The organism is Pseudomonas sp. X4, from assembly GCF_040784925.1.
In the GTDB taxonomy this organism is placed as follows: Bacteria; Pseudomonadota; Gammaproteobacteria; order Pseudomonadales; family Pseudomonadaceae; genus Aquipseudomonas; species Aquipseudomonas putida_Z.
On sequence record NZ_CP160798.1, the window covers coordinates 564028 to 586023 of the forward strand.

General features: G+C 63.4%; 23 protein-coding genes. 4 read left to right on the forward strand and 19 right to left on the reverse strand.

The genetic code is table 11. The annotated features are described in order from the left end of the window. Positions 1-478: 478 nt before the first annotated feature. From ABX298_RS02425 to ccmA, 13 genes are all read right to left on the reverse strand, one after another. On the reverse strand, positions 479-886 hold the full coding sequence (locus ABX298_RS02425) for a GFA family protein (RefSeq protein WP_075045900.1): 408 nt from the start codon (positions 884-886) through the stop codon (positions 479-481). Positions 887-1060: 174 nt separating this feature from the next. Then, the gene (locus tag ABX298_RS02430) at positions 1061-1849 is read right to left on the reverse strand and encodes a PhzF family phenazine biosynthesis protein (protein WP_075045901.1); all 789 of its coding nucleotides are present in this window, start codon (positions 1847-1849) and stop codon (positions 1061-1063) included. Between the two features lie 50 nt (positions 1850-1899). Continuing rightward, on the reverse strand, positions 1900-2838 hold the full coding sequence (locus ABX298_RS02435) for a 2-hydroxyacid dehydrogenase (protein ID WP_075045902.1): 939 nt from the start codon (positions 2836-2838) through the stop codon (positions 1900-1902). A gap of 212 nt (positions 2839-3050) precedes the next feature. Then, the gene (locus tag ABX298_RS02440) at positions 3051-3467 is read right to left on the reverse strand and encodes a hypothetical protein (protein ID WP_025340051.1); all 417 of its coding nucleotides are present in this window, start codon (positions 3465-3467) and stop codon (positions 3051-3053) included. A gap of 12 nt (positions 3468-3479) precedes the next feature. Further along, on the reverse strand, positions 3480-4670 hold the full coding sequence (gene ccmI / locus ABX298_RS02445) for a c-type cytochrome biogenesis protein CcmI (RefSeq protein ID WP_075045903.1): 1191 nt from the start codon (positions 4668-4670) through the stop codon (positions 3480-3482). Next, positions 4663-5151, reverse strand: a complete 489-nt coding sequence (locus ABX298_RS02450; RefSeq protein WP_280044367.1) for a cytochrome c-type biogenesis protein CcmH — start codon at positions 5149-5151, stop codon at positions 4663-4665. Before ABX298_RS02450 ends, ccmI begins: the two co-directional genes overlap by 8 nt. Then, positions 5148-5684, reverse strand: a complete 537-nt coding sequence (locus ABX298_RS02455; protein WP_023663391.1) for a DsbE family thiol:disulfide interchange protein — start codon at positions 5682-5684, stop codon at positions 5148-5150. The genes ABX298_RS02450 and ABX298_RS02455 overlap by 4 nt, the downstream gene beginning before the upstream one ends. Further along, the gene (locus ABX298_RS02460; protein ID WP_015271186.1) at positions 5681-7654 is read right to left on the reverse strand and encodes a heme lyase CcmF/NrfE family subunit; all 1974 of its coding nucleotides are present in this window, start codon (positions 7652-7654) and stop codon (positions 5681-5683) included. The genes ABX298_RS02455 and ABX298_RS02460 overlap by 4 nt, the downstream gene beginning before the upstream one ends. 11 nt (positions 7655-7665) lie before the next feature. Further along, positions 7666-8121, reverse strand: a complete 456-nt coding sequence (ccmE, locus tag ABX298_RS02465; protein ID WP_019096399.1) for a cytochrome c maturation protein CcmE — start codon at positions 8119-8121, stop codon at positions 7666-7668. Continuing rightward, positions 8118-8294: a heme exporter protein CcmD gene (gene ccmD / locus ABX298_RS02470; RefSeq protein ID WP_013973562.1), complete on the reverse strand. Its 177-nt coding sequence runs from the start codon at positions 8292-8294 to the stop codon at positions 8118-8120. Before ccmD ends, ccmE begins: the two co-directional genes overlap by 4 nt. Then, a complete protein-coding gene (locus ABX298_RS02475; RefSeq protein WP_012273476.1) occupies positions 8291-9058 on the reverse strand; it encodes a heme ABC transporter permease in 768 nt (255 codons plus the stop codon). Before ABX298_RS02475 ends, ccmD begins: the two co-directional genes overlap by 4 nt. 46 nt (positions 9059-9104) lie before the next feature. Continuing rightward, positions 9105-9773: a heme exporter protein CcmB gene (ccmB, locus tag ABX298_RS02480; protein WP_012273477.1), complete on the reverse strand. Its 669-nt coding sequence runs from the start codon at positions 9771-9773 to the stop codon at positions 9105-9107. Beyond that, positions 9770-10402 (reverse strand): cytochrome c biogenesis heme-transporting ATPase CcmA, encoded by a 633-nt coding sequence (gene ccmA / locus ABX298_RS02485; protein ID WP_013973564.1) that lies wholly within the window; start codon positions 10400-10402, stop codon positions 9770-9772. The genes ccmB and ccmA overlap by 4 nt, the downstream gene beginning before the upstream one ends. Before the next feature lie 409 nt (positions 10403-10811). Here ccmA and ABX298_RS02490 point away from each other — a divergent pair, with 409 nt between their 5' ends. The 4 genes from ABX298_RS02490 to ABX298_RS02505 all read left to right on the forward strand — a co-directional run bounded on the left by ABX298_RS02490 (position 10812) and on the right by ABX298_RS02505 (position 16814). Then, positions 10812-13679, forward strand: a complete 2868-nt coding sequence (locus tag ABX298_RS02490) for a DUF6543 domain-containing protein (RefSeq protein ID WP_367394051.1) — start codon at positions 10812-10814, stop codon at positions 13677-13679. A gap of 177 nt (positions 13680-13856) precedes the next feature. Then, a complete protein-coding gene (locus tag ABX298_RS02495) occupies positions 13857-15413 on the forward strand; it encodes a flagellar hook-length control protein FliK (protein WP_367394052.1) in 1557 nt (518 codons plus the stop codon). Beyond that, positions 15410-15751 (forward strand): EscU/YscU/HrcU family type III secretion system export apparatus switch protein, encoded by a 342-nt coding sequence (locus ABX298_RS02500; protein ID WP_075045906.1) that lies wholly within the window; start codon positions 15410-15412, stop codon positions 15749-15751. The genes ABX298_RS02495 and ABX298_RS02500 overlap by 4 nt, the downstream gene beginning before the upstream one ends. A 91-nt stretch (positions 15752-15842) precedes the next feature. Next, positions 15843-16814 carry a GlxA family transcriptional regulator gene (locus tag ABX298_RS02505; RefSeq protein ID WP_023663289.1) on the forward strand — a complete coding sequence of 324 codons (972 nt, stop codon included), beginning with the start codon at positions 15843-15845 and terminating at the stop codon, positions 16812-16814. Positions 16815-16825: 11 nt separating this feature from the next. Here ABX298_RS02505 and ABX298_RS02510 read toward each other — a convergent pair whose 3' ends face one another. The 6 genes from ABX298_RS02510 to ABX298_RS02535 all read right to left on the reverse strand — a co-directional run bounded on the left by ABX298_RS02510 (position 16826) and on the right by ABX298_RS02535 (position 21986). Continuing rightward, complete coding sequence (locus tag ABX298_RS02510) at positions 16826-17503, reverse strand: dienelactone hydrolase family protein (protein ID WP_178076911.1); 678 nt, start codon at positions 17501-17503, stop codon at positions 16826-16828. A 320-nt stretch (positions 17504-17823) separates the two neighbouring features. Beyond that, a complete protein-coding gene (locus ABX298_RS02515) occupies positions 17824-18051 on the reverse strand; it encodes a hypothetical protein (protein WP_085588993.1) in 228 nt (75 codons plus the stop codon). Then, positions 18044-19309 carry an aminotransferase class I/II-fold pyridoxal phosphate-dependent enzyme gene (locus tag ABX298_RS02520; RefSeq protein ID WP_367394053.1) on the reverse strand — a complete coding sequence of 422 codons (1266 nt, stop codon included), beginning with the start codon at positions 19307-19309 and terminating at the stop codon, positions 18044-18046. The genes ABX298_RS02515 and ABX298_RS02520 overlap by 8 nt, the downstream gene beginning before the upstream one ends. Positions 19310-19359: 50 nt before the next feature. Beyond that, a complete protein-coding gene (locus ABX298_RS02525) occupies positions 19360-20589 on the reverse strand; it encodes an MFS transporter (RefSeq protein ID WP_024087451.1) in 1230 nt (409 codons plus the stop codon). A gap of 23 nt (positions 20590-20612) precedes the next feature. Beyond that, positions 20613-21335, reverse strand: coding sequence for a TenA family transcriptional regulator (locus ABX298_RS02530; RefSeq protein WP_013973572.1), 723 nt, complete (start codon positions 21333-21335; stop codon positions 20613-20615). 75 nt (positions 21336-21410) lie between these two features. Continuing rightward, positions 21411-21986: an N-acetyltransferase gene (locus ABX298_RS02535; protein ID WP_013973573.1), complete on the reverse strand. Its 576-nt coding sequence runs from the start codon at positions 21984-21986 to the stop codon at positions 21411-21413. Positions 21987-21996: the final 10 nt, after the last annotated feature.

The following is a 21996-nucleotide window of genomic DNA, read 5'->3' on the forward strand; positions in this document are numbered from 1 at the left end:
CGAAGTACACGAGGTTGCCAATCACCGCCAGGCGCAGCAGCATCCATGCATCAGCCGCGGTCAGCTGACGCAGCTGGCGAGCCATGGGCAAGGCCAGCAGCAACGAGATCACCCCCACCATCAGGTAGCGCACGCAGCTCAACAGCATCGGGTTGAGCGCAGGCTACCTGTGCGCGGGGCGGCGGGCAAAAGATCTATATGCATGCTGGCATTCCCTGGAGGAATGGCTTACAGCTGATTAAGATACAGGCAGTAACGGCCCTATCGCCGGCAAGCCGGCTCCCACAGGTAACCCACAGGCCTGAGCATTGTGCGTTCCCTGTGGGAGCTGGCTTGCCGGCGATAGGGCCGGCTCAGCCACACCATTGCACGGAATTGCCCATGAGCCGCTACAGCCGCCACCTGGTGCACGACCGCCAGACCCTGCCCTCGCCCGCCGCCCAGGTGTTTGCCAAGTGGCTGCTGGCACAGGCCTGAATCAGCTGAGCTGCTTGAAGGCCTCTTGGCCGGTCAGCTCCTTGGTCTGATTGGCGAAGCAATACCAGGCGGGTTTCTCTTCGACGAAGATCTGCAGGTCGAAGTCCCATTCCTGGTCGCCGTCGAGCAGGCCGACCGGCACGGCATGGAAGTCATTGGCCTTCAGCCGGTAGTACAGGTGCGTGCCGCACTGGCCGCAGAAGCCGCGCTGGGCCCAATCGGAAGACTCATAGACGCTGGGCGCGCGCCCTTCGATCACCGGTGGCTTGCTGCAATGCACCACCAGCAATGGGCCGCCGGTCCATTTGCGGCACATGCTGCAGTGGCAGGCGCTGATATGGGTGTTGTCGACGGTGACCTTGAGCTTGGTGGCGCCGCACAGGCAGGTGCCGTGTTTTTCCAGGGTCATGGCTGGCTCCTTCAGCGGAAGATGGGCCAGCAAGTATAGATGCCTGTACCGGACTCATCGCCGGCAAGCCGGCTCCCACCCCGACCGCGCCGCTCTCAGGCCAGTGCAGTACCTGTGGGAGCTGGCTTGCCGGCGATGAGGCCGGCACAGGCAGCACAAGAGAGTTGCCCGAGGTCAGATGTACACCGTACCGCGCAGGTACAACGCCGCCCGCCCGCTGATGATCACCCGGCCGTTACCCGGCACTTCGCACTGCAGCTGTCCTTTGCGCGCCCCACCCTGCTCGCAGCTCAGCACGTTCCTACCCAGACGCTCTGCCCATATCGGCGCCAGCGAGGTGTGCGCCGAGCCAGTCACCGGGTCTTCGTTCACGCCGACCCGCGGGCCGAACCAGCGGGTGACGAAATCAAAGCCACGGCCTGCTGCGGTAACGGCGATACCGCGCACATCGAAAGCCGACAGGGCAACGAAATCCGGCTTCAGGGTGTCGAGCAACAGGGCGTCATCGATCACCACCACATAGTCGTCACTGCGGTACAGCGCCTGTGCCTGGCCAAGGCCCAGCGCCTGCAACAGGCCCGGCAGCATGTCCACGGCGACCGGCTGCTTGGCCGGGAAGTCCATGGCCAGCAGCCCGTCGGCGTTACGGCTGACCCGCAGCTCGCCACTGCGGGTGTTGAAACGCAGCACCTGCACCTGCTCGCCCAGCTGTTCGAACAGCACATAGGCAGAGGCCAGGGTGGCATGGCCGCACAGGTCGACTTCCACGGTCGGGGTGAACCAGCGCAGGTCGAAGGTTTCGCCGTTGCGCACGAAGTAGGCGGTTTCCGACAGGTTGTTCTCTTCGGCAATGCGCTGCAGCACGTCGTCCGGCAGCCAGCTTTGCAGCGGGATCACTGCCGCCGGGTTGCCCCCGAACGGTTCGGCGGAAAACGCATCGACCTGGAAGATTTCAAGTTGCATGCACACACTCCTTGTTGCCCGATCGCTGCCAGGCAGATGTATGAAAAGGGTTACTGGCGTACCGGGGTCAACACGGCTTCGCCGGCAAAGAACGCCTGCAGGTTGCGCAGCACCAGGGTCACCGTGTCGCGCGCCGCCTCCGGCGACTGGCCGGCCACGTGGGGGGTGAGCACGGTGTTGCCAAGGGCCTTGAGGGCATCGGGTACAGCCGGCTCGTCGTCGAACACATCCAGTGCCGCACCAGCCAGTTGGCCATGCTGCAGCGCGGCGACCAGGGCCTGGGTGTCGACCACGCTGGCACGCGCGATGTTCACCAGGTAGCCCTCGGCCCCCAGGGCCTCGAGCACGTGTGCATCGACCAGATGGCGAGTATTGGCACCGCCGGGGGTGGCCACAACCAGGATGTCGACGGCATCGGCCAGGTGCTGCGGGCTGTCGTACCAGGTGTACGGCACATCCTGGCGCGGCGTGCGGCTGTGGTAGCTGACGGGCATGGCGAAGCCCAGATGGGCGCGCCTGGCGATGGCCAGGCCCACCGCACCAAGGCCGAGAATGCCCAGGCGCTTGCCACTCACCGAGGGGCTGATCACCCGGTTCCATTCGCCCCGGCGGGTACTGGCATCGGCGCGGGGAATGTCGCGCAACAGCGCCAGCAGCAGGGCGAGGGTGTGGTCGGCGACTGCCTCGGCATTGGCCCCGGCGCCGTTGGTAACAGTGATGCCGCGCGCAGCGGCGGCGGCCAGGTCAACCTGCTCGTAGCCGGCACCGATCACGCAGATGATCTGCAGTTTGGACAGCGTGTCGATTTCGCTGGCAGTCAGGCCCAGCGGGCCGCGGGTGAGCACGGCATCGATTTCATCGGCATGGCGCTGGATGGCCTCGGCCCGCAGTTGCGGCGAAGGGGCGCGGATCAAACGGTAGCCGGCCTGCTCCAGCATGGGCAGGTAATCATCGACGGTTTCCACCAGCACCAGGACTGTCTTGTGCATGCCACCTCCTTATTCTTGAAGGGGCATTATGCGGAATCACAGCACAGTACAGTCAATCGGTAATTGCGGAAAAGCTGTACTGTATTGGTTGCCTGTCCCGACCCCTTCGCGGGTAAACCCGCTCCCACAGGGATATCACAGCACTTGAGATTTGTGACGTACCTGTGGGAGCGGGTTTACCCGCGAAGGGGCCGGGACAGGCAAACAACCCACTACTGGGCGAACGCACGCCCCAGACCACCCGGTACACCGCTGCTGTCAGTCTCCTGCCACGGCCCATCCGGGCTCAGCGACCAGCTCCAGCCGTTGTCGAAGCGGTAGTAGGTCCGCTGGCGGTAGAAGGTATTGGGCTTCTTCTCCAGCACATACACACCCAGCTTCGGGTCCCAATGGCTCGCCCCGCCAGGTGGCGGCGCGAAGCTGGCCGAGGTGCGTGGCATCGGCTTGGGCGTGGCCGCAGGCTTGCTCGGCGCGGGGGCCGGTTGCCTGTCCGGCAAGGGCTTGACCGCCGGCCCCGGCGGCGGCAGGCGCTCGATCGGTGGTTCGGGCTGCTCGTACGGCTCATGCACCGTACACGCAGACAAACCCAGGGCCAGGGTGATCAGGGTCAGGCGGACGATGCTGTGCATGGCATTGCTCTCTTACGGGTCGGGGCTGTCGATGGTCAGGTGCTGGATGGCCTGGGTGGCGCTGGGCAGTGGCGTGCCCTGGCCAATCCACTCGCCATGGGTTGGCTGGCCAGCGCGTGATACACGTGCAACGAGTTGGACTTCGGCAAAGTCCGACAGTTTCATCTGCGGCATCATGGCGTCAGCATCGGACAACTCCACCTCGATCGGCAACTGCGCCACAGTCACCCGCTTGGCCGCCAGCGGCATGGGTGGGCCATTGCTGGCGCGGGCGAAGATGAACACCGTGTCGTCCGGCTTGACCTTGTCCTTCAACGCCGCCGCCAGTTCCACGCGCACCTTCAAGCGAGCCGCCACGGGCGCCGCAGCCTGCCCCGGCGAACCACCCAGGCGCTCGGCGGCGCGGTCGATACCGCCCTGCAGCGCCGCACGCGAGGCATCACCTTCCGGCAGCTGCGCCAGCAGGCGCTTCCAGTAATCGATGGCTTCCTGGTAACGCTCGCCCTCGAAGGCAGCGATACCACGCAGGCCCAGGCTGGTCACTTCGTTGGGGTCGGCTTTCAGCGCCTCGTCAGTCAGCGCCTGCAGCTGCGGGCTCCATTTCTTGTCGGCGGCGAAGTACAGCGCCTGTGCCCACTGCCCGAGCAATTCGGGCTGGCGATCGGCCAAGGCCACGGCGCGCTCGAAGGTACGCGCGGCATCGGCAGGGCGCTGCTCGGCCATGTAGGCTCGGCCCAGGAAGTACACGGCCTCGGCCGAATCCGGCTGGGCCTGCACCACCCGTTCCAGGCGGGCAGTCATTTCTTCCATCGACTTGGGCGCCTCGGCAAACTCCTGGGTCAACTCCACCTTGTCGGCCGCGCCGAAATGCAGGTACAGCCCCAATGCCAGCAGCGGCACCAGCAGCGCCGCCAGCAACGGCAGGGCCTTGCCCAGGTGCCCCTGGCGCGGGGCCTCGGCACCTTCGGTATCCGCCAGCAGCTCACGGGCGGCCTCGTCACGGCCCTTGGCCATCTGCGCCTCGTCGAGCACGCCAGCGGCTTGCTGGGCAGCCAGTTCGGCGACGCGCTCCTGGTACAGGGCCACGTTCAGGGCGGTGCGGTCTTCTTCCTGCTGGCGGCCACGGCCACGCAGGATCGGGATCAGCAGGAAGCTGAGGGCAGCGAGCAGCAGCAGGCCCGCGCTAAGCCAGAATTCAATCATGGGTCTGTTCTTTTTCCAGCAATTTGGCGAGACGCTCGCGTTCTTCGGCGGACAACTCATTGGCGCCCTGCACGGCCGCACCGCGGCGCCGGCGCACGATCAGCGCCAGCACCACGAAACCACCGGCCAGCAAAATCCCCGGGCCGAACCACAGCAGCCAGGTACGCCCGCTGAGCGCCGGCTTGTAGCGCACGAAATCGCCATAGCGGTCGACCATGAAGTCGACGATCTGCTGGTTGCTCTTGCCCTCGCCGAGCATGCGGAAGATTTCCCGACGCAGGTCGGCGGCAATCGGCGCGTTGGAGTCGGCGATGTCCTGGTTCTGGCACTTGGGGCAGCGCAGCTCCTTGGTCAGCTGCTGGTAGCGCTCACGCTCGGCATCGTCGCGGAACTGGTAGGTGTCGATGGCCGCCTTGGCCACGCCTGCCAGGGTCAACCCCATGAAGAGCCCCAGCACGGCAGCTGCCAGCCCCCGCTTCATGGCTTGGCCTCGTCGACCAGGCCCTGGTACAGCGGCGCCAGCTGCTCACGCCAGACCGTGGCATCGACCACGCCCACGTGCTTGTAGCGGATGATGCCCTTGGCATCGATCAGGAAGGTTTCCGGCGCGCCATACACGCCCAGGTCCAGGCCCAGGCTGCCCTGCTCGTCACGAATATCCAGCTGGTACGGGTTGTGGAACTCGGCCAGCCACTTCAGGGCCGCCGCGTTGTCGTCCTTGTAGTTGACGCCGTGGATCACCACGCCCTGCTGGGCCAGCTGGTTCAGGTAGGGGTGCTCGACCTTGCACGACGGGCACCAGGTGGCCCACACGTTGACCAGTGCCGGGCGGCCCCGCAAGTCGGCCTCGGTCAGGGTACGGTCGCCCTGGGTCGAGGCCAGGGAAAACGCCGGAAACGGCTTGCCGATCATTGCCGAGGGCAGCTCGTCGGGCTTGAGGAACAGCCCTTTGTAGAGGAACACCGCCACCAGCAGGAATACCGCCAGGGGGACTACCATGATCCAACGCTTCATGCAGCTGCTCCAGACACGCCCAGGGCATCACGCACCCGGGTCTTGACCTTGACGCGATAGCGCCGGTCGAGGGCCGCCAGCAACCCGCCCAGGCCGGTCAGCAGACCGCCCAGCCAGATCCAGCGGACGTAAGGCTTGATATGCACGCGTACCGCCCAGGCACCGTTCTCCAGCGGCTCGCCGAGGGCGACGTACAGGTCGCGGGTAAAACCGGCGTCGATGCCGGCTTCGGTCATCATCGACTGCTGCACGGTGTACAGGCGTTTCTCCGGGTGCAGGGTGGTCACTTCACGGCCGTCGCGGCTGACCACCACGGTGCCCTTGTCGGAAATGAAATTCGGCCCTTCGAAGTGCCGGGCACCCTGGAACAGGAAGTGGTAACCGCCCAGTTCCACGCTCTCGCCCGGCGCCATGCGCAGGTCGCGTTCGGCGCTGTTATTGCTCGACAGCACCACGCCCAGCGCGCACACCGCCAGGCCCAGGTGCGCCAGCTGCATGCCCCAGTAGCTGCGACCCAGCCCGGGCAGGCCCTTGAGCAGGCCTTTGTGGCGGGTCTTGTCGAGGATGTCGCGCAGCCCGCCAAGCACCACCCAGGCGGCCAGGGCGAAGGCGGTCAGGGTCGGCCAGTCGAAGTCGTCGACGATAAAGCCCGCCACCGGCGCGAGGATGGCGCTGCCGAGCAGCACCGGGGTCATCATGCTGGCCAGCCATTTGCCGGGGGTGTCTTTCCAGCGCACCACCACGCCCACGCCCAGCACCACCATCAGCAGTGCCATCAGCGGCAGGAACAAGGCGTCGAAATACGGTGGGCCAACCGACAGCTTGGCCCCGGTCAGCGCATCGAGCACCAGCGGGTACAGAGTACCGAGCAGAATCATCGAGGCCGCCACTACCAGCACCAGGTTGTTGGCCAACAGCAACGTCTCGCGCGACCACAGGGCAAAGCCGACCTGGCTCTTGACCACCGGTGCGCGCAGGGCGAACAGGGTGAGCGATCCGCCGACCACGAACAGCAGGAAGATCAGGATGAAAATGCCCCGCGACGGGTCGGCGGCAAACGCGTGCACCGAGGTCAGCACACCGGAGCGCACCAGGAAGGTACCCAGCAGGCTCAGCGAGAACGCGGCAATCGCCAGCAGCACGGTCCAGCTCTTGAACACCCCGCGCTTCTCGGTCACCGCCAGCGAGTGGATCAGCGCCGTACCCACCAGCCAAGGCATGAACGAGGCGTTTTCCACCGGGTCCCAGAACCACCAGCCACCCCAGCCAAGCTCATAGTAGGCCCACCACGAGCCCAGGGTAATGCCAACCCCGAGGAAGGCCCAGGCAACGATGGTCCAGGGCCGTGACCAGCGCGCCCAGGCGGCGTCCAGGCGGCCACCGAGCAAGGCGGCGATGGCGAAGGCGAAGGCCACTGAGAACCCGACGTAGCCCATGTACAGCATCGGCGGGTGGACGATCAGGCCAAAGTCCTGCAACAGCGGGTTGAGGTCGCGGCCATCGGTCGGCACCTGCGGCAGCAGGCGCTGGAACGGGTTGGAGGTGATGATCAGGAAGCTCAGGAAGCCCACGCTGATCATGCCCATTACCGCCAGCACGCGGGCCAGCATCACCTGTGGCAACTGCCGCGAGAACACCGATACGGCAAAGGTCCAGCCGCCGAGGATCAGCGCCCACAGCAGCAGCGAACCTTCGTGGGCGCCCCACACGGCACTGAACTTGTAGTACCAGGGCAAGGCGCTGTTGGAGTTGCTGGCCACATAGGCGACCGAGAAATTGTCGGTCATGAAGGCATGGGTCAGGCAGGCGAAGGCAAAGGCCAGGAAGGCGAACTGGCCCCAGGCCGCCGGCCGCGCCAGGCTCATCCACAGGCTGTCGCCACGCCAGGCGCCCAGCAGCGGCACGCTGGCCTGCACGGCGGCAAAGCAGATGGCCAGGATCATCGCCAGCTGGCCGAGTTCGGGGATCACCAGCGCCGCGTTCATGGCTTGGCCTCCCCGCCGGTGGCGGCCTGGCCGCTTTCCTTCAGGGCCTTGGTGACCTCGGGCGGCATGTACTTCTCGTCGTGCTTGGCCAGTACTTCATCGGCCACCACCACGCCATCGGCGTTGAGCTTGCCGAGGGCGACGATGCCCTGCCCTTCGCGGAACAGGTCGGGGAGGATGCCACGGTAGGTGATCGGCACCGACTTGTTGAAGTCGGTGACCACGAAGCGCACGTCCAGCGAATCGGACGAGCGCTGTACCGAACCTTTCTCGACCATGCCGCCGGCGCGGATGCGGGTGTCCAGCGGCGCTTCGCCATTGGCGATCTGGGTCGGGGTATAGAACAGGTTGATGTTCTGCTGCAATGCGCTCAAGGCAAAGCCGACGGCAACCCCGACGCCGACCAGCAGGCCGACGATGAGCAACAGGCGTTTCTTGCGCTGCGGATTCACTGGTTGTTCTCCCGGCGCAAACGGCGCGCCTCATCTTGCAGGTAGCGACGGCGGGCCAGCACGGGCGCGGCGACATTCAGCGCCAGCACCGCCAGGCAGATGCCATAGGCCGTCCACACGTACAGGCCATGGTGGCCCATGGCGAGAAAGTCACCGAAGGTGGCGAAACTCATTGTGCGGCCCTCCGCCCCAGGCTGTTCAATACTTCATCCTTGACCCAACTGGCGCGCGCTTCGCGCTTGAGCACTTCAAGGCGCATGCGCAGCAACAGCACCGCGCCAAAGAAGCAGTAGAAACCCAGCGCCGTGCACAGCAGCGGCAACCACATTTCTGCGGGCATCGCCGGTTTTTCGGTGAGGGTGAAGGTGGCGCCCTGGTGCAGGGTGTTCCACCACTCCACCGAGTACTTGATGATCGGGATGTTCACCACGCCGACGATCGCCAGTACCGCACAGGCCTTGGCTGCACTGTCACGATTACTGATTGCCTGGCCCAGCGCAATAATGCCGAAGTACAGGAACAACAGGATGAGCATGGACGTCAGCCGGGCATCCCAGACCCACCAGCTTCCCCAGGTGGGCTTGCCCCAGATGGCCCCGGTGACCAGCGCCACGGCGGTCATCCAGGCACCGATGGGGGCGGCGCACTGCAAGGCGACGTCGGCCAGTTTCATCTTCCATACCAGCCCCACCACCCCGGCCACTGCCAACAGCACGTAGCAGGACTGCGCCAGCATCGCCGCCGGCACGTGGATGTAGATGATGCGGAAGCTGTTGCCTTGCTGGTAGTCCTGGGGGGCGAAAGCCAGGCCCCAGGTGATGCCGACCAGCAGCAGGAGCACGGCAGCGCCGGCAAGCCACGGCAGCATGCGGCCGCTGATGGCATAGAACCATTTGGGGGAGCCCAGCTTGTGGAACCACGTCCAGCTTATTTTCATCAGGGTACATCCAGGGTATTGGCCGGGCTTGAAAGCCCGGGACTCGTTATTCGCCGACGCTGATCTTCAGGCCGGCCGCTATCGCAAAGGGTGCCAGGGTCACGGCGAGGGCCGTCAGGCTGGCGAGCCAGAGCAGGTGGCCGGTTGCCGGCATATTCTGCAACGCCGCTTGCAACGCACCACTGCCCAGGATCAATACAGGGATATACAACGGCAGAATCAGCAATGCCAGCAGCAAACCGCCGCGTTTCAGACCGACTGTCAGCGCCGCGCCCACCGCGCCCAGCAGGCTCAGCACCGGCGTGCCCAGCAGCAGGGAACCGAGCAGCACCGGCAGGCAATGGCTCGGCAGCCCCAGCATCAGTGCCAGCAGCGGCGCCAACAATACCAGCGCCAGCCCGGAAAAGATCCAGTGCGCCAGCACCTTGGCCAGCACCAGCAGCGCCAATGGGTGCGGCGACAGCACCCACTGTTCCAGCGAGCCGTCCTCGAAATCGCTGCGGAACAGGCCGTCCAGCGACAACAGCACCGCCAGCAGTGCCGCCACCCAGACCAGGCCTGGCGACAAGGTTTGCAACAATTGGCTTTCCGGGCCGACTGCCAGCGGGAACAGCGCAACCACGATGGCGAAGAATACCAACGGGTTGGCCAGCTCGGCCGGGCGGCGGAACAGCAGGCGCGCTTCGCGGCGCAACAACAGGATGAATACGCTCATGCCGCCCATTGCCCCAGGTTCAGTTCACGGTAACCGGAGGGCTTGCGTTCCAGCGTGTGGTGGGTGGTCAGCACTACCGTGCCGCCCTGCTCGCAGTGGGCCGCCAGGTGCGCCTCGAGCTGCGCCACGCCCTGCTTGTCGAGGGCGGTGAAGGGTTCGTCGAGGATCCACAGCGGCGGGCTGGCCAGGTACAGCCGGGCCAGGGCCACGCGGCGCTGCTGGCCGGCAGACAGGGTGTGGCAGGGCACGTCTTCGAAACCACGCAGGCCGACGGCCGCCAGTGCTGCCCAGATCGCTTCGCGGCTGGCAGGCTGGTGCAGGGCGCACAACCAGGTGAGGTTCTCCTCGGCGGTGAGCAGGTCCTTGATGCCGGCGGCATGGCCGATCCACAACAGGATGCTGGCCAGGGCATGGCGCTGCTCGGCCAGTGGCTTGCCGCCCAACAGGATCTGCCCGGCCGTCGGCTGCATCAGGCCGGCCAGCAGGCGCAGCAGGCTGGTCTTGCCGCTGCCGTTGGGGCCGCTGATCTGCAGCATGTCGCCGGGCCGCAGCTCGAAAGCGAGGTGCTCGAACAGCAGGCGCCAGTCGCGCTCGCAGGCCAGGCCCGCGGCTTGGAGGTGAAGGGTCACGGTTTCGCCTTATCTTTGTAGGGTTCCGGAGCGGTGTCGCCTGCTTCGCGGGCACGCCCGCTCCCACAAGGTTTCACGCAAGGCTTGAAAGCTGCGCAAGACCCTGTGGGAGCGGGCATGCCCGCGAAGCAGGCGACACGGCCCTGGAGCCCTGTATCTCAAGTCGCCCCCCTCGCTGCCGTTATACTGGCAACGACGGACGGCCGGCATTATTACACGCGCCGCCGCGCTGCCAAGAGGGCGGGTTCGACAGGTTGTATACAATCATGACTGAAATCAATAGTCTCGGCGCACAAACCCTCGCGGCGAGCATGCCCGGTGTACTGTCTCCCGGCCAATAAATACATACCTCCAGATCTGTCGCCCCGGGCTCGACCATGCCAACTCCTTCACATGGCAGGTCCAAGACATGACAACTCATTTGCACCCATCAGCGGCCCAACACACGCGCAAATACCTCACCCTGATTCCTCGCCCAGATCGAGTCGCCGCCGAAAAAATAAGGCAGTGGTACAAGACTCAGGAAACCGATCTCGATCCCGACACCACATTGGCAGTTACCTTGCACTACAAGCCCAACCCCGAGGGGGGCTGGCTAGCCCAAGTGGTTGAGCAAATTCCGCTCAGTCAGGCCCTGTTGTCCAAATGGCAAGATCAATCCAATAGCGTGGAGAACATTTCACTTGCCCCCCTTCTCCGCCCCACGGCCCTAGTCGCCCTCGACCTCATAGGCCTTTTCAAGGAATGGAGCCTTACGCAGGAAAGCTGGTCTCAGGCCTTTTCCGATGGTCACGTGCATATCGTCGATCGACTCCCCCAAGGCGGCCTCTTTGGCGAAATCGAAGACCATTTGGTGTATCAAGGGCTCTTCCGGAAGACCGAGCCCATGCAATACAACCGCCAGACGCAGATCATCACCGACACGCAAGCGTTTCAAGAATTCATCTGGAATTTGAACTTTCATGACGAGTTCATCACCCAATTGAACGACTATTGGCTGCACCAATTTGACGATTTCGCCATGCTGGCACGCGTAAACTTCATCGCCGCCTGCAACAAGCAGGTCGAGGAAGGTAGCCTGAGCCAAGCGGGGTGTCAGCTGGCCTGGCGCTCGGCCGGTATCGCCAACGACGATGACTCGCAAACCGCGCATGACTACCAGGTTGAGGCACGCATGCTCAACTTCTATGGCTATGTCGCTACGGATATTCCTTGCCTCACTGATCGGGCCTCAGGCCTGACCCTGCTCTATATACCTGGCAACTCTTCGCCAGTGCATGAGTTTGCCAACCAGGGCGCAATGAAAATCTGGTTGGTAGAGCAGTGCAAGGATGCCGAAAAGTGCAAGGCGTTGATGGCGCATTTCCGTCTCGAAGACCTGCAAAGCGGGCTTAGCTACTCGGGGTTGCAAGCCACGCTCGAAGGGTTGGGCAATTACCAGGGCACGCGCTACCTGTACATTGACAATCTGATCGTGCCAGCGCGCGGCTGGTCCCCCCAATACATCAACTACAAGGTCGAGACCTACAGCCCGGTGATAGCGGGCAGCCTGTTCGACCATATCGCCTTGCGGCACAAACAGCGCAGCTACGAAGATGCACAGTTTTTGATCACCAGCAACAGCGACCTCATCAAGGCCAAATGGCGAGGTTATCTCAACCTTACGCTGACTCTGCTCGCGCCCCTGTCGCTTCTGGTGCCCGGGCTGGGATGGCTGGTTGCTGTTGGTGGCATCGCGCAGTTCGGCGTTGGGCTTGATGAAGTGATCAATGGCAGGAACCTGCAAGAGAAACTGGATGGCGTCACCAACATTGCATTCGGTGCACTGTGTGCCGCGCCGCTGCTCGGAGAGCTGAGAGCCGGCAGCCAACAACTGTTCCGGGCACAATACGACGGTTTTGTTGCCCCTCGCAGGATAAATGGCCAGATCGGCTACCCGCTCAGCCCAACCCGGCCGCCAAGACCCCACTGGGGTGGTAGAAACTTTCAGGCGTACTTCGAGCAGCCGGTGCCGGTCGAACCGCTCCCCCCTCATGCAGGCGAAACAGTAATCCGCCGGCAAACCACCCATGCGGGCATGGACACGCTGATAGATGTGCATAATCCGGAAACGGACTTTGTCTACGACCTGAATGCCGACGCGTTTGTCAAGTCAAGCGATGTGGGTGAAGCTGCACCCACCCGCTTCATCGCCGAGAACGCTAGGTTGCGCACATACCAACCGGCATTCAACGGCCCTCGCAACGTTAGCAACGCCATGCGCGAAAGCACGCTGCGCAGTCTCGGTATAGAACTCCCGCTCCCCGTCGAAGTGCCGAGGGTCACCCACGTAAATCAGCTGCCTATCCCCAAGAGAGTGATCCATCTATGGCCCAGCGGTGATCCCATCTCGCCGGCGTCGCTCGCGCATATCAGCCGCAATTCCAGGCTGCTCAACGAGAGCGGCTTTGCTCATGTTCTTTACCTGTCCAACGCAAACTATGACGCCTTCGTCATGAATAGCCGCGCCTTGGCCCGCGTCGCTCCCGACCTGCAGGTATTGCCCCTCGAACACCAAGGTTTCTACCGCGAAATGGGGTACTCCAAGCGCTATTACGATGCCGCCATGGAGGGACCGGAGCGCGGGTCCTCACACATAACCGCAGCCAATGACATATTGAAATACCATGCGCTCTATCACGAAGGCGGCTTGTACATGGATATCAACAATGACCTGCTGGCACCGTCTGATCATCCTGCGGCCGCAGGTATCGTCAATGCCCACGCACCCAGCGACTGGATCGGCAATGTGCCGTTGGAGGCATCGCCCGAGGGCCTATTGCTCGAGCAGCCGAGCTCCAACCCATTCAGAGGCGCGCATCAGCAATACAATACCAGCGTAATTGGCAGCCATCCCCGCAACCCGTCCTTGCGCAGGGTCATAGACGAAATGGAACGTCGGCTGGACACCCGCCCAGGATTCTTCAGCCAGAAACAGAACTGGCCGGCCCAAGGAGCCCGGGGCGCCAAGTACGCCACCTATGCCAAGGCGCTGAGTAACTTGACCGGTATTGAAATGTTCAATCACGTCGTTGACCGGGCCTTGCCTGCTTATCGGCAAATGAAACAGATATACAAGCTGCTCAGCTGCCCGCTGCTGGAGACACCTACGCTGCTGGGCGCGGACCTGAGGCCAGTGTCTGATGAAGAGCTGCAAGCCAGCCTCCAGTCCCTGTTCCGCGTGAATCGAGTTGTGCGAGTGAACAACGGGTTCGCCTGGAGGAACCTGAATCACTGAGACAACGCTGGACGTGTGCCGGCCTGGGGCTCATAGCTCCAGGCCAGCACGCTTTCCGGGCTCCCGCCTCAAGTCGCTGTCAGCGCTGCCGTTATACTGGCAACAACGGGCGGACTGCATGACGACACGCAGCGCCACGCTGCGAACCAGGCGAGCTCGAAAGGTTGTAGACCCTACATGAGTGAAATCAACAGTCTCGGCGCACAAACCGCGATCAGCCCCCAGGCCATCAAGGCGGGCATGACCGGCGAACTGCTGCGCCTGACGCAACCGCAGCCCGGCTTGATGGCCCCCGGCGAGACCGCGCAGGCCGAGGTCATGTCTTTGCGCCAGGTGGGCCAGGACTTCCAGCTGGTGCTGCGGCTGATGCTGGCCAACGGCACCCAGACCCAGCTGCAAGCCAGCGCCAGCCAGCCCCTGCCCCAGGGTAGCCAGGTCACGGTCAGCCAGACCGAAAGCAACCGCCTGGCGATCATGCTGCAGCAGGCCAGCGCCAGCCAGGTCGCCACCCTCACCCAGCTGGACACCAGCAAGGTGCCGGTCGGCACCCTGCTGCAGGGCAAGGTCCTGACCAACCAGGCGCTGGCCCAGGCCCCCGGCCAGCCCGCCGTCTACCGGGCGCTGGTCAGCCTGCTGAACAGTGCCCAGGCCGGCGCAACCCTGAGCGTGGACAGCCCTCGACCGCTGGCCGTCGGTAGCCTGCTCAGCGCGCTGGTGCAGGGCGACCAGTCGCTGCGTTTCGTACCGCTCAGCGGCCGCCAGGACCAGCTCAGCATTGCCCAACAGCTGCTGACCCAGCAAAACCGCCAGGCTTCGCTGCCCGGCCTGCTCAATGCCCTGCAACAGGTGACCCGCGACCCGGGCGCCGATGGCGAACTGCGAGCCAGCGCCGAACGCCTGCTGGCGGGCCTGCCGGAAGCCCGGCAACTGGGTGATGCCAAGGCAGTGGCCCAAGCCCTGAACAACAGCGGTACCTTTCTCGAAGCCAAACTGCTGGGCGGCCTCCCGGCCAGCGTCGCCACCGACCTCAAGGCGCACTTGCTGCGGCTGATCACCGTCGCGCCGGCCAGCACACCCGGGGCGCCCAACCTGGCGCCCGCCAGCCTGGCCGTAACCATGCCGGCCCTGGCCCGCAGCGCGCTGGGCATGCTCGAACGGGTCAGCCCCAAGCCGCAGCCGGGCGCATTCCCGCTGCCGTCGCGCCTGCTCAAGGCCATGGAAGACGAAGGCGACCTGCAACAACTTCTGCGCCTGGCCGCCGCTGCCGTGTCGCGCCTGCAAAGCCACGCCATGAGCAGCCTGCAACAAACCGGTACCCTGGAAAACGGCAACCTGCAGACCACCTGGCAAACCGAAGTGCCGATCCGTCACGGCCAGGAGTTCATCCCGTTGCAGGTCAAGCTGCAACGCGAGGAAACGCCACAACAGCAAGCCGACCGCCAGCAGGAATCAGCCGACCCGCTGCAAGCCCTGTGGCGTATCGAGCTGGCTTTCGACCTCTCGCCCCTTGGCCCGGTGCAGGTCCAGGCACAACTGAGCCAAGGCCGCCTGGGTGGCCAGCTTTGGGCGGAACGCGAGGCTACAGCCCGGCTGATCGACAGCCAGCTCGGCAGCTTGCGCGAACGCCTGTTGGCGCGGGGCCTGGATGTAGGTGATCTGGAATGCCATCCTGGTATCCCGCCACAAGGCCCGCGTACGCGGGTTGAACAACGCTGGGTGGATGAGAACGCATGACGCACCAACCTGCACGGCAGGCGATTGCCCTGTTCTACGACGGGCAGCAAGCCCCTACCCTCACCGCCAAGGGCGACGATGCGCTGGCCGAGGCCATCCTGGCATTGGCCCGCGAGCACGAAGTGCCGATCTACGAAAATGCCGAGCTGGTGCGCCTGCTGGCGCGCCTGGAGCTGGGGGACCAGATACCGGAGGCGCTGTACCTGACCATTGCCGAAATCATTGCCTTTGCCTGGCACCTGCGGGGCAAAGTGCCTGCGGGCTTCGATGACGAACCTGCCGCCCCAGGGCCTACCCCACCGCTGCTCGGAAGGCTGCCCGGAGGCGAAGGCGCCTGACCGCCATGGTATCCATGCAAATTGCCTTTTTGCGCCATATTGGTAACGTGCCGTTCAAGGTCAGGCGCTTGGCGATGTAAGGAATACTGTAATGCGTACCATCTGGTTCTTGCTGCTCCCGGGCACCCACATCCTTGATCTAGGCGGCCCGCTACAAATCATGGCGAGCCTCGAAGAACTCCAGCTGGCACCGGTCAACGTACGTTGCATAGCCGCCAGACAACAGGTCAGCAGTTTTCAGGGCGTGACACTGAGTGGCCTGCACCAGCTGCCTGAGCGGCTCGCACCGCAGGACTTGCTGTTCGTGGTGGGCAACAAGCTCTCTGCGACACCCGCCGAAACAGCGATATTGACCGCCACCGCCCTGTGGCTGGCGAAGGTGGTCAGGCAAACGCCGGATATAAAGCTGTGCTCCATATGCACCGGTGCGTTCCTGCTGGGCGAAGCTGGCTTGCTGGATGGCCGACAGTGCACCACGCACCATCGTTACGTCGATTTGCTTCGAATGCGCTACCCAGCAGCCAAGGTGCTGGAGAACCGCCTGTTCGTCGAGGACGATGGCGTGTTCACCTCGGCAGGCGTGTCCAGCGGAACTGACCTGGCACTGCACATCGTCAGCCTGGAATTTGGCAAGGTCGTGGCCAACCAGGTGGCGCAGGAGCTGGTCATCTACCGGCGCCGCGCTGGCGAAGATGTGCAGCTGCGCGCGGCAGACCTGGCGCGCAATCACATCCACCCGTTGGTGCATGCGGCCCAAGACTACATCGATGCACACCTGGGTACCCACTTCAGCTTCGAACAACTGGCCAGCCAGTTCAATGTCAGCTACCGGCACCTGGCGCGACTGTTCCGCGACAATACCGGTCAAACGCTGCAGAGCTACCTGCGCACCCAACGCATCGACCTGGCCCGTGAGCTTTTGCGCAGCAGCCACCTCAACGTGGAACAGATTGCCGAGCGTTGCGGCTACGGCAGCAGCCATGCCTTTCGCTTGGCATGGCGCCAGGAAATGCCGCAACCGCCCCTGCAGTTTCGCCATGCTCTCGCCCACGAGCGCGCCTAGATTTTCGACTGCTACCGCTCGCTTATCGCAGTCGGGGCGAAGCTTTCGGTGAAAAACTCCACCACGGCCTGGCGCGAAGCGTCGCGCGCCGCCGGGTCAGGTGCCGAACGCCCCACGCCGCCCTGACCACGGTGCAAGAACGGGTCCTGATACTCCTGGGCGGCCTCCAGCCCGTTGAAACCGTGCTCTGCGCCGGGGTAAACCAGCACCTGCGCACGCGCCTGGTCTTCGCTGGGCAGGTTTGAAATCAGCGACGGGCAGGCACGCGGGTCATCGTCGTACTGGTCGTTTTCGCCTACCAGCACCAGCAAGCGAGCCGGGGCCAGATGCTTGAAGGTATAACCTGGCACATGGTTGTAACCCCAGCACACGGGGTAAAACGCTGCCATCGAGATGGGGCGAATACCTGAGGCTTGCTCCAGCTCGTCGTTGATGGGCGCAGAGGCGGCGAGCATGGCCTGTACACCCCCCCAGGAAAACCCGAGCACTCCCACGCGCTGGCCGTCGACGCCAGGCTGCTTGGCCAGGTAAGCCAGGGCGCCTGCCAGGTCCGGCAGGGTATCGTGCACGCGTGGCGGCCGCCCTTGTGCACCGCCAGTGAGCCTGCGCGCGCCCCACATGTCCAACTCCAGCGTTGCGATGCCGCGGGCATTGAGGTCACCGCCATGCAAGGGACCACGCGAATCCATACCCGCCGAGCCATGCAGGATGATCACAGCCGGTACCGGGCCCGCGGCCTTGGCCGGCAACGACAACACCGCCGGAACCCGAATCGGTATCGCCTTGCCGGCGGATGGCAGTGGCTGACTATAGAAAGAGACGAGCCGTTTGCTGACTGTGGCAACGGTGCCGCTATTGGTGGCAGCGACCTCAGCCCGAGCCGTTGCGACCTGAAGGGCACAGCCCAGCACCAAGCTGATGGCCATTACTTTGAACATCTGGTTACCCCTGAACGTCATGAGCGGGTGTTGAACCGGCACCCGTTATCGAAAATTGACGGCGCCCGGCATCATCCGCACATCGCCATTACTGCCAGGCCGTCGACATGCCATTGGGTGAATGCCAATGGGTCGAGCATCGCCATGCCTGCCATCACGCAACTCGCCAATGCGAAAGCCACGGCATAGAAACGCACTTCCTTCGCGCAGGCCGTGCCATACACCGCGATCAATGCAAGGATCTGCACGCCCACGGCGAACACGCCAATGCCGAATCCTGAAGCGAGCAGTTCAGCCATTGAACACCGCGTTCCGGTTATGGCCGACCGGCGCTGCCATGGATGTTTGCAAGGACACGGCCTGGAAAGCCTGTTGCAGGTCGGCCTTGATATCGTCCACACGCTCCAGGCCGACGCACAACCTGATCAAACCATCCGAGATACCCGCCTGATGCCGCGCCTGTGCGTCCAGCCGCCCGTGTGTGGTTGTAGCTGGATGCGTGACCATGCTGCGGGTGTCGCCAATGTTGGTACAGCGCGCCACGCAACGCAGTTGGTCAATCCATTGCCAGGCTGCGGCCTGGCCCCCGACGATCTCGAAAGCCAACAGTCCGCCATGGCCGTCCTGCTGGCGGCATGCCAATGCATGCTGGGGGTGGTGCTCCAGGCCGGTGTAATGCACCGCGGTCACCAGCTCCTGATGGCTAAGCCAGCGGGCCAGCTCGAAGGCGCTCTGCTGTGCCCGCATCATCCTGACTTCGAGGGTTTCCAGGCTTTTGAGCAGCAGCCAGGCGTTGAACGGGCTGCAAGAAATGCCCAAGGTACGCAGAACACCCCGCAACACCTGCATCAGGCTTTGCGACCCCGTCACGACGCCCGCCAATGCACGCCCTTGGCCATCCATGTACTTGCCAGCGGAGTGGATGACCAAATCCGCTCCCAGTGTGTGTGGCCGCTGAAAAACCGGGGTCAGCAAGGTGTTGTCCACCACCAGCAACGCCCCTTTTTCATGTGCCAGCGAGCTTACGGCGCGGATATCACCGATTTTCAGCAGCGGATTGGAGGGCGACTCCAACACCACCAGGCGGGTCCTGCCGTCGATTGCTGACTTCCACTGCGCCAGGTCTGTCAAATCGACGAACCGGGCCTCGATCCCGAAGCGGGCCATGTAGTAGCTGAAGGCATTGACGGTAGTGCCGAACACGTCACGGCTGCAGACGATGTTGTCGCCTTGCTGGAGAAAGGCGTGACAAAGCGCGGTGAAAGCGCCCATGCCGGAAGCGAACGCCACTGCACTTTCAGCGTGTTCGAGCGCTGCCACACGGCTTTCAAACGCTTGAACGGTCGGGTTGGTGAAGCGGCTGTATACATTGCCCTGCTGTTGCCCGTTGAAGCGCTCGCAAGCCTCTTTCGCTGAAGCGAAGGTATAGGCGGACGTCATGGCCAACGGCTCGCAGAACACATCGGACAGGTCGCTGACCCGGTTAGCATGCAGTGCCCCAGTTGCATTGAAATCAGTTGCGTTGAAATCATCCAGGCCAATCACGGTCGATTGCATGGTTTTGCGCCTCCTTGTTTGCATTGAACAATGCGCAATTGATTGGTGGACTATTCAGGTTCAGCGAGTTGAGCAGCCAGGGTTTCGCTTGATGGGCGAACCGCTATCAGCCACAACGATGCCAGGGCAGCCACCGCCGTGGCCGTGGCCAGGCCGGCCAAGGTCAGCTGATAGCTTTGATGCCGGTCGAAATCCAGTGCGCCCAGCTGCGTGGCCACCAACGCGCCAAGTTGATGTACCAGGAACAGCATCCCGAACACCTTGCCTTTGATTTCGGCGCCATACAGCGCGAAGCAGAAGGCAGATGTGAGCACCACCGTTCCGAGGTAACTGGCGCCAAACAGCACAGCGAACACGTACGTTCCGAGGGGCCCGGGCGTGGTCAGCAGCACGATGACCGCAGCGGTTCGCAGCAGGTAGAACATCATCAGCAGCAGGCCCTTGTTGTAGCGGGTAGCCAACCAACCCGCGAGCAGGCCGCTGACCAGCTCCAGCACACCTAACAGGCTCAGGCCGCTGGCCTGCACCGAACTGGGCAGCGCCTCACCCTGCCAGAACGACACCAGATGAACATCGATGAACGCCATGGTGGCACCACAACTGGCGAAACTGAGGGCCAGCACGAAGAAGCGCGGGTCACGCAGCAGAAACATTACCGGATGCCTGACCTTTGCCGCCTGCGGGTCGGGCTTCAACGGCACGGTGCGGGATACCCAATACAGCGCCAGGCTCAAAGGCACCAGAAAGATCAGGCCAACCCAGGAGAACACCGACTGCCAGGGCACGCTCTGCTGCAGCATGATCCACAACGGCGACAGCACGATGAAGCCAATGGAGGTGCCGTTGGTGACGAATGCGAAAGCGAAGGCCTTGAACCGTTCAGCGACCAGGCGATCGACCAGAATACCCATGGGTACATAGGTCATCGCAGCGAGGGCAAAGGCGCCGAGCAGGCCATACAACAGGGTGAACACCAGCAGGTGCGTGCCTGCGAATGTCACGCCCAGCAGCACCACCCCGCCGCTGACACTGCCCAGGGCCACCGTGCTCAAGGGCCCAACCCTGTCGCTCAGCCACCCCACCACGGGCGATACCAGGCCAATGGTCAGGACGAACAGCGATCCTGCGGTAGCCAAGGCTGCGCGCCCCTCGCCAAAGTGGGAGGCCAGGTCGACGAAGTAGACTTGGTACAACCCCTTCAAGGCGCTGGACAGAAACATCACCACGAAGCCGACGACCAGCACCGAGACGATCAAGGTAGAGCTGAATTTCTGTTTCATGGCCAATCCTTATCGTGTGGGCATTACACCGCCTCGGCCTGCGGAGCTCGGCAATACGCCTGGTACATGTTTTCGTACATTGCGTAGAACAGCTGGCAGGTGTGGTCTACAGCCTGCAACGCCTCTTCTTGCATCTGCGCCGTGCTGCACAACTGCGAGACAAGGTCCAAGCCTTCATTGACGTGGCCCACGTCTTCCTTCTGGTGCACCGAGAAGAACAGCAAGTCTTGTTCGGCCAGGCCATAGGCACGCCCCAGCAACACATGCCGTGCATCTCCAGCGACGGTCTCGAGGTTTTGCCCTTCGCTGGCGATCATCACTGCTGCCGCACCAATGTGATAACGCGCCGGGTCACGTACCGCCTGCAGGCGGAAATCGATCAGTTCCCAGGTGGCTGGCAGCGGCTGCTCGGCATCACGCTCGGCATCGCTGATGCCGAGCGCCCTCAGGAAATTCTGCATGAGCACGACATGGTTGTCGGTGCGGGAAAGCCGGCCGGTTTCTTCTTCGAAACAATTGGTGATCAGTGCCCGCTTGTGGGCAGGCAACGGGCAATGAAAGAACAAATGCTCGACATAGGTCAGGAAGTACTTGGTGAGCTGATAGCCTTGCAACGCGACCTTGCGCAGCAGCGGCCTGTTGCCCTCAGGCGCAAGCAGTTCCTTGAATATCGGGTGGGACAGGGTCAGATGGTGGTGCAGTTTCTGCTCCAGCTGATCGCGAAAGGCTGCAGTAGATAAGGCCATTCAGGGTGTTCCTTGGGTGAGAGAGGCAGGTGCCGTTGACCGCGATGGCCACAGGCAGAGTCGACGAAGGGCAACTCAGTCCAGGTTGAGTCGCAGCGCAAGGCTTTCCACGGGCTGGGCCATGTAATGGCCGCGATGCTTCACGCCATCGACACGTGCGTAGTCGTCCAGCACGCCGTAGGTCTGGAAGCCGAAGGTTTGCCATAACCGGTGTGCACGGGTGCCTTCGCGTACATCCAGGGTCAACAGCTCGATACCTTGGGCCTGGCACAGGCGCACGACTTCGCTGAAAGCCCGTGCCACCAGGCCGGTCCCGCGATAGGCCGGGTGCACCACGCCTTTGCTCAGGTCGGCAATATGCCGGCAGTTCGGCATGCTGCTGCGCGAAACAATGACCAGGCAGGCCGGCCCCGCCATTGCCTGGCCGAGCAGGACATGGGTATTGCCGCCATGGATGCGCTCTTGCAACGAGGCCGTGAATTCGACGCTCTGCCCGGCAGACATCTCGTGCTCGTAACCCAGAACACCGCCATCGCCAACCGTGCTGTTGATCAGTTGCATGATGGCCGGCGCGGTATCGCTGTCGGCCTGACGCAACCACTGCAACTGTGGCTCGCCAGGGGCCACCTGCTTTGAAGAGAGGGTGTTCATTGCGTAAATC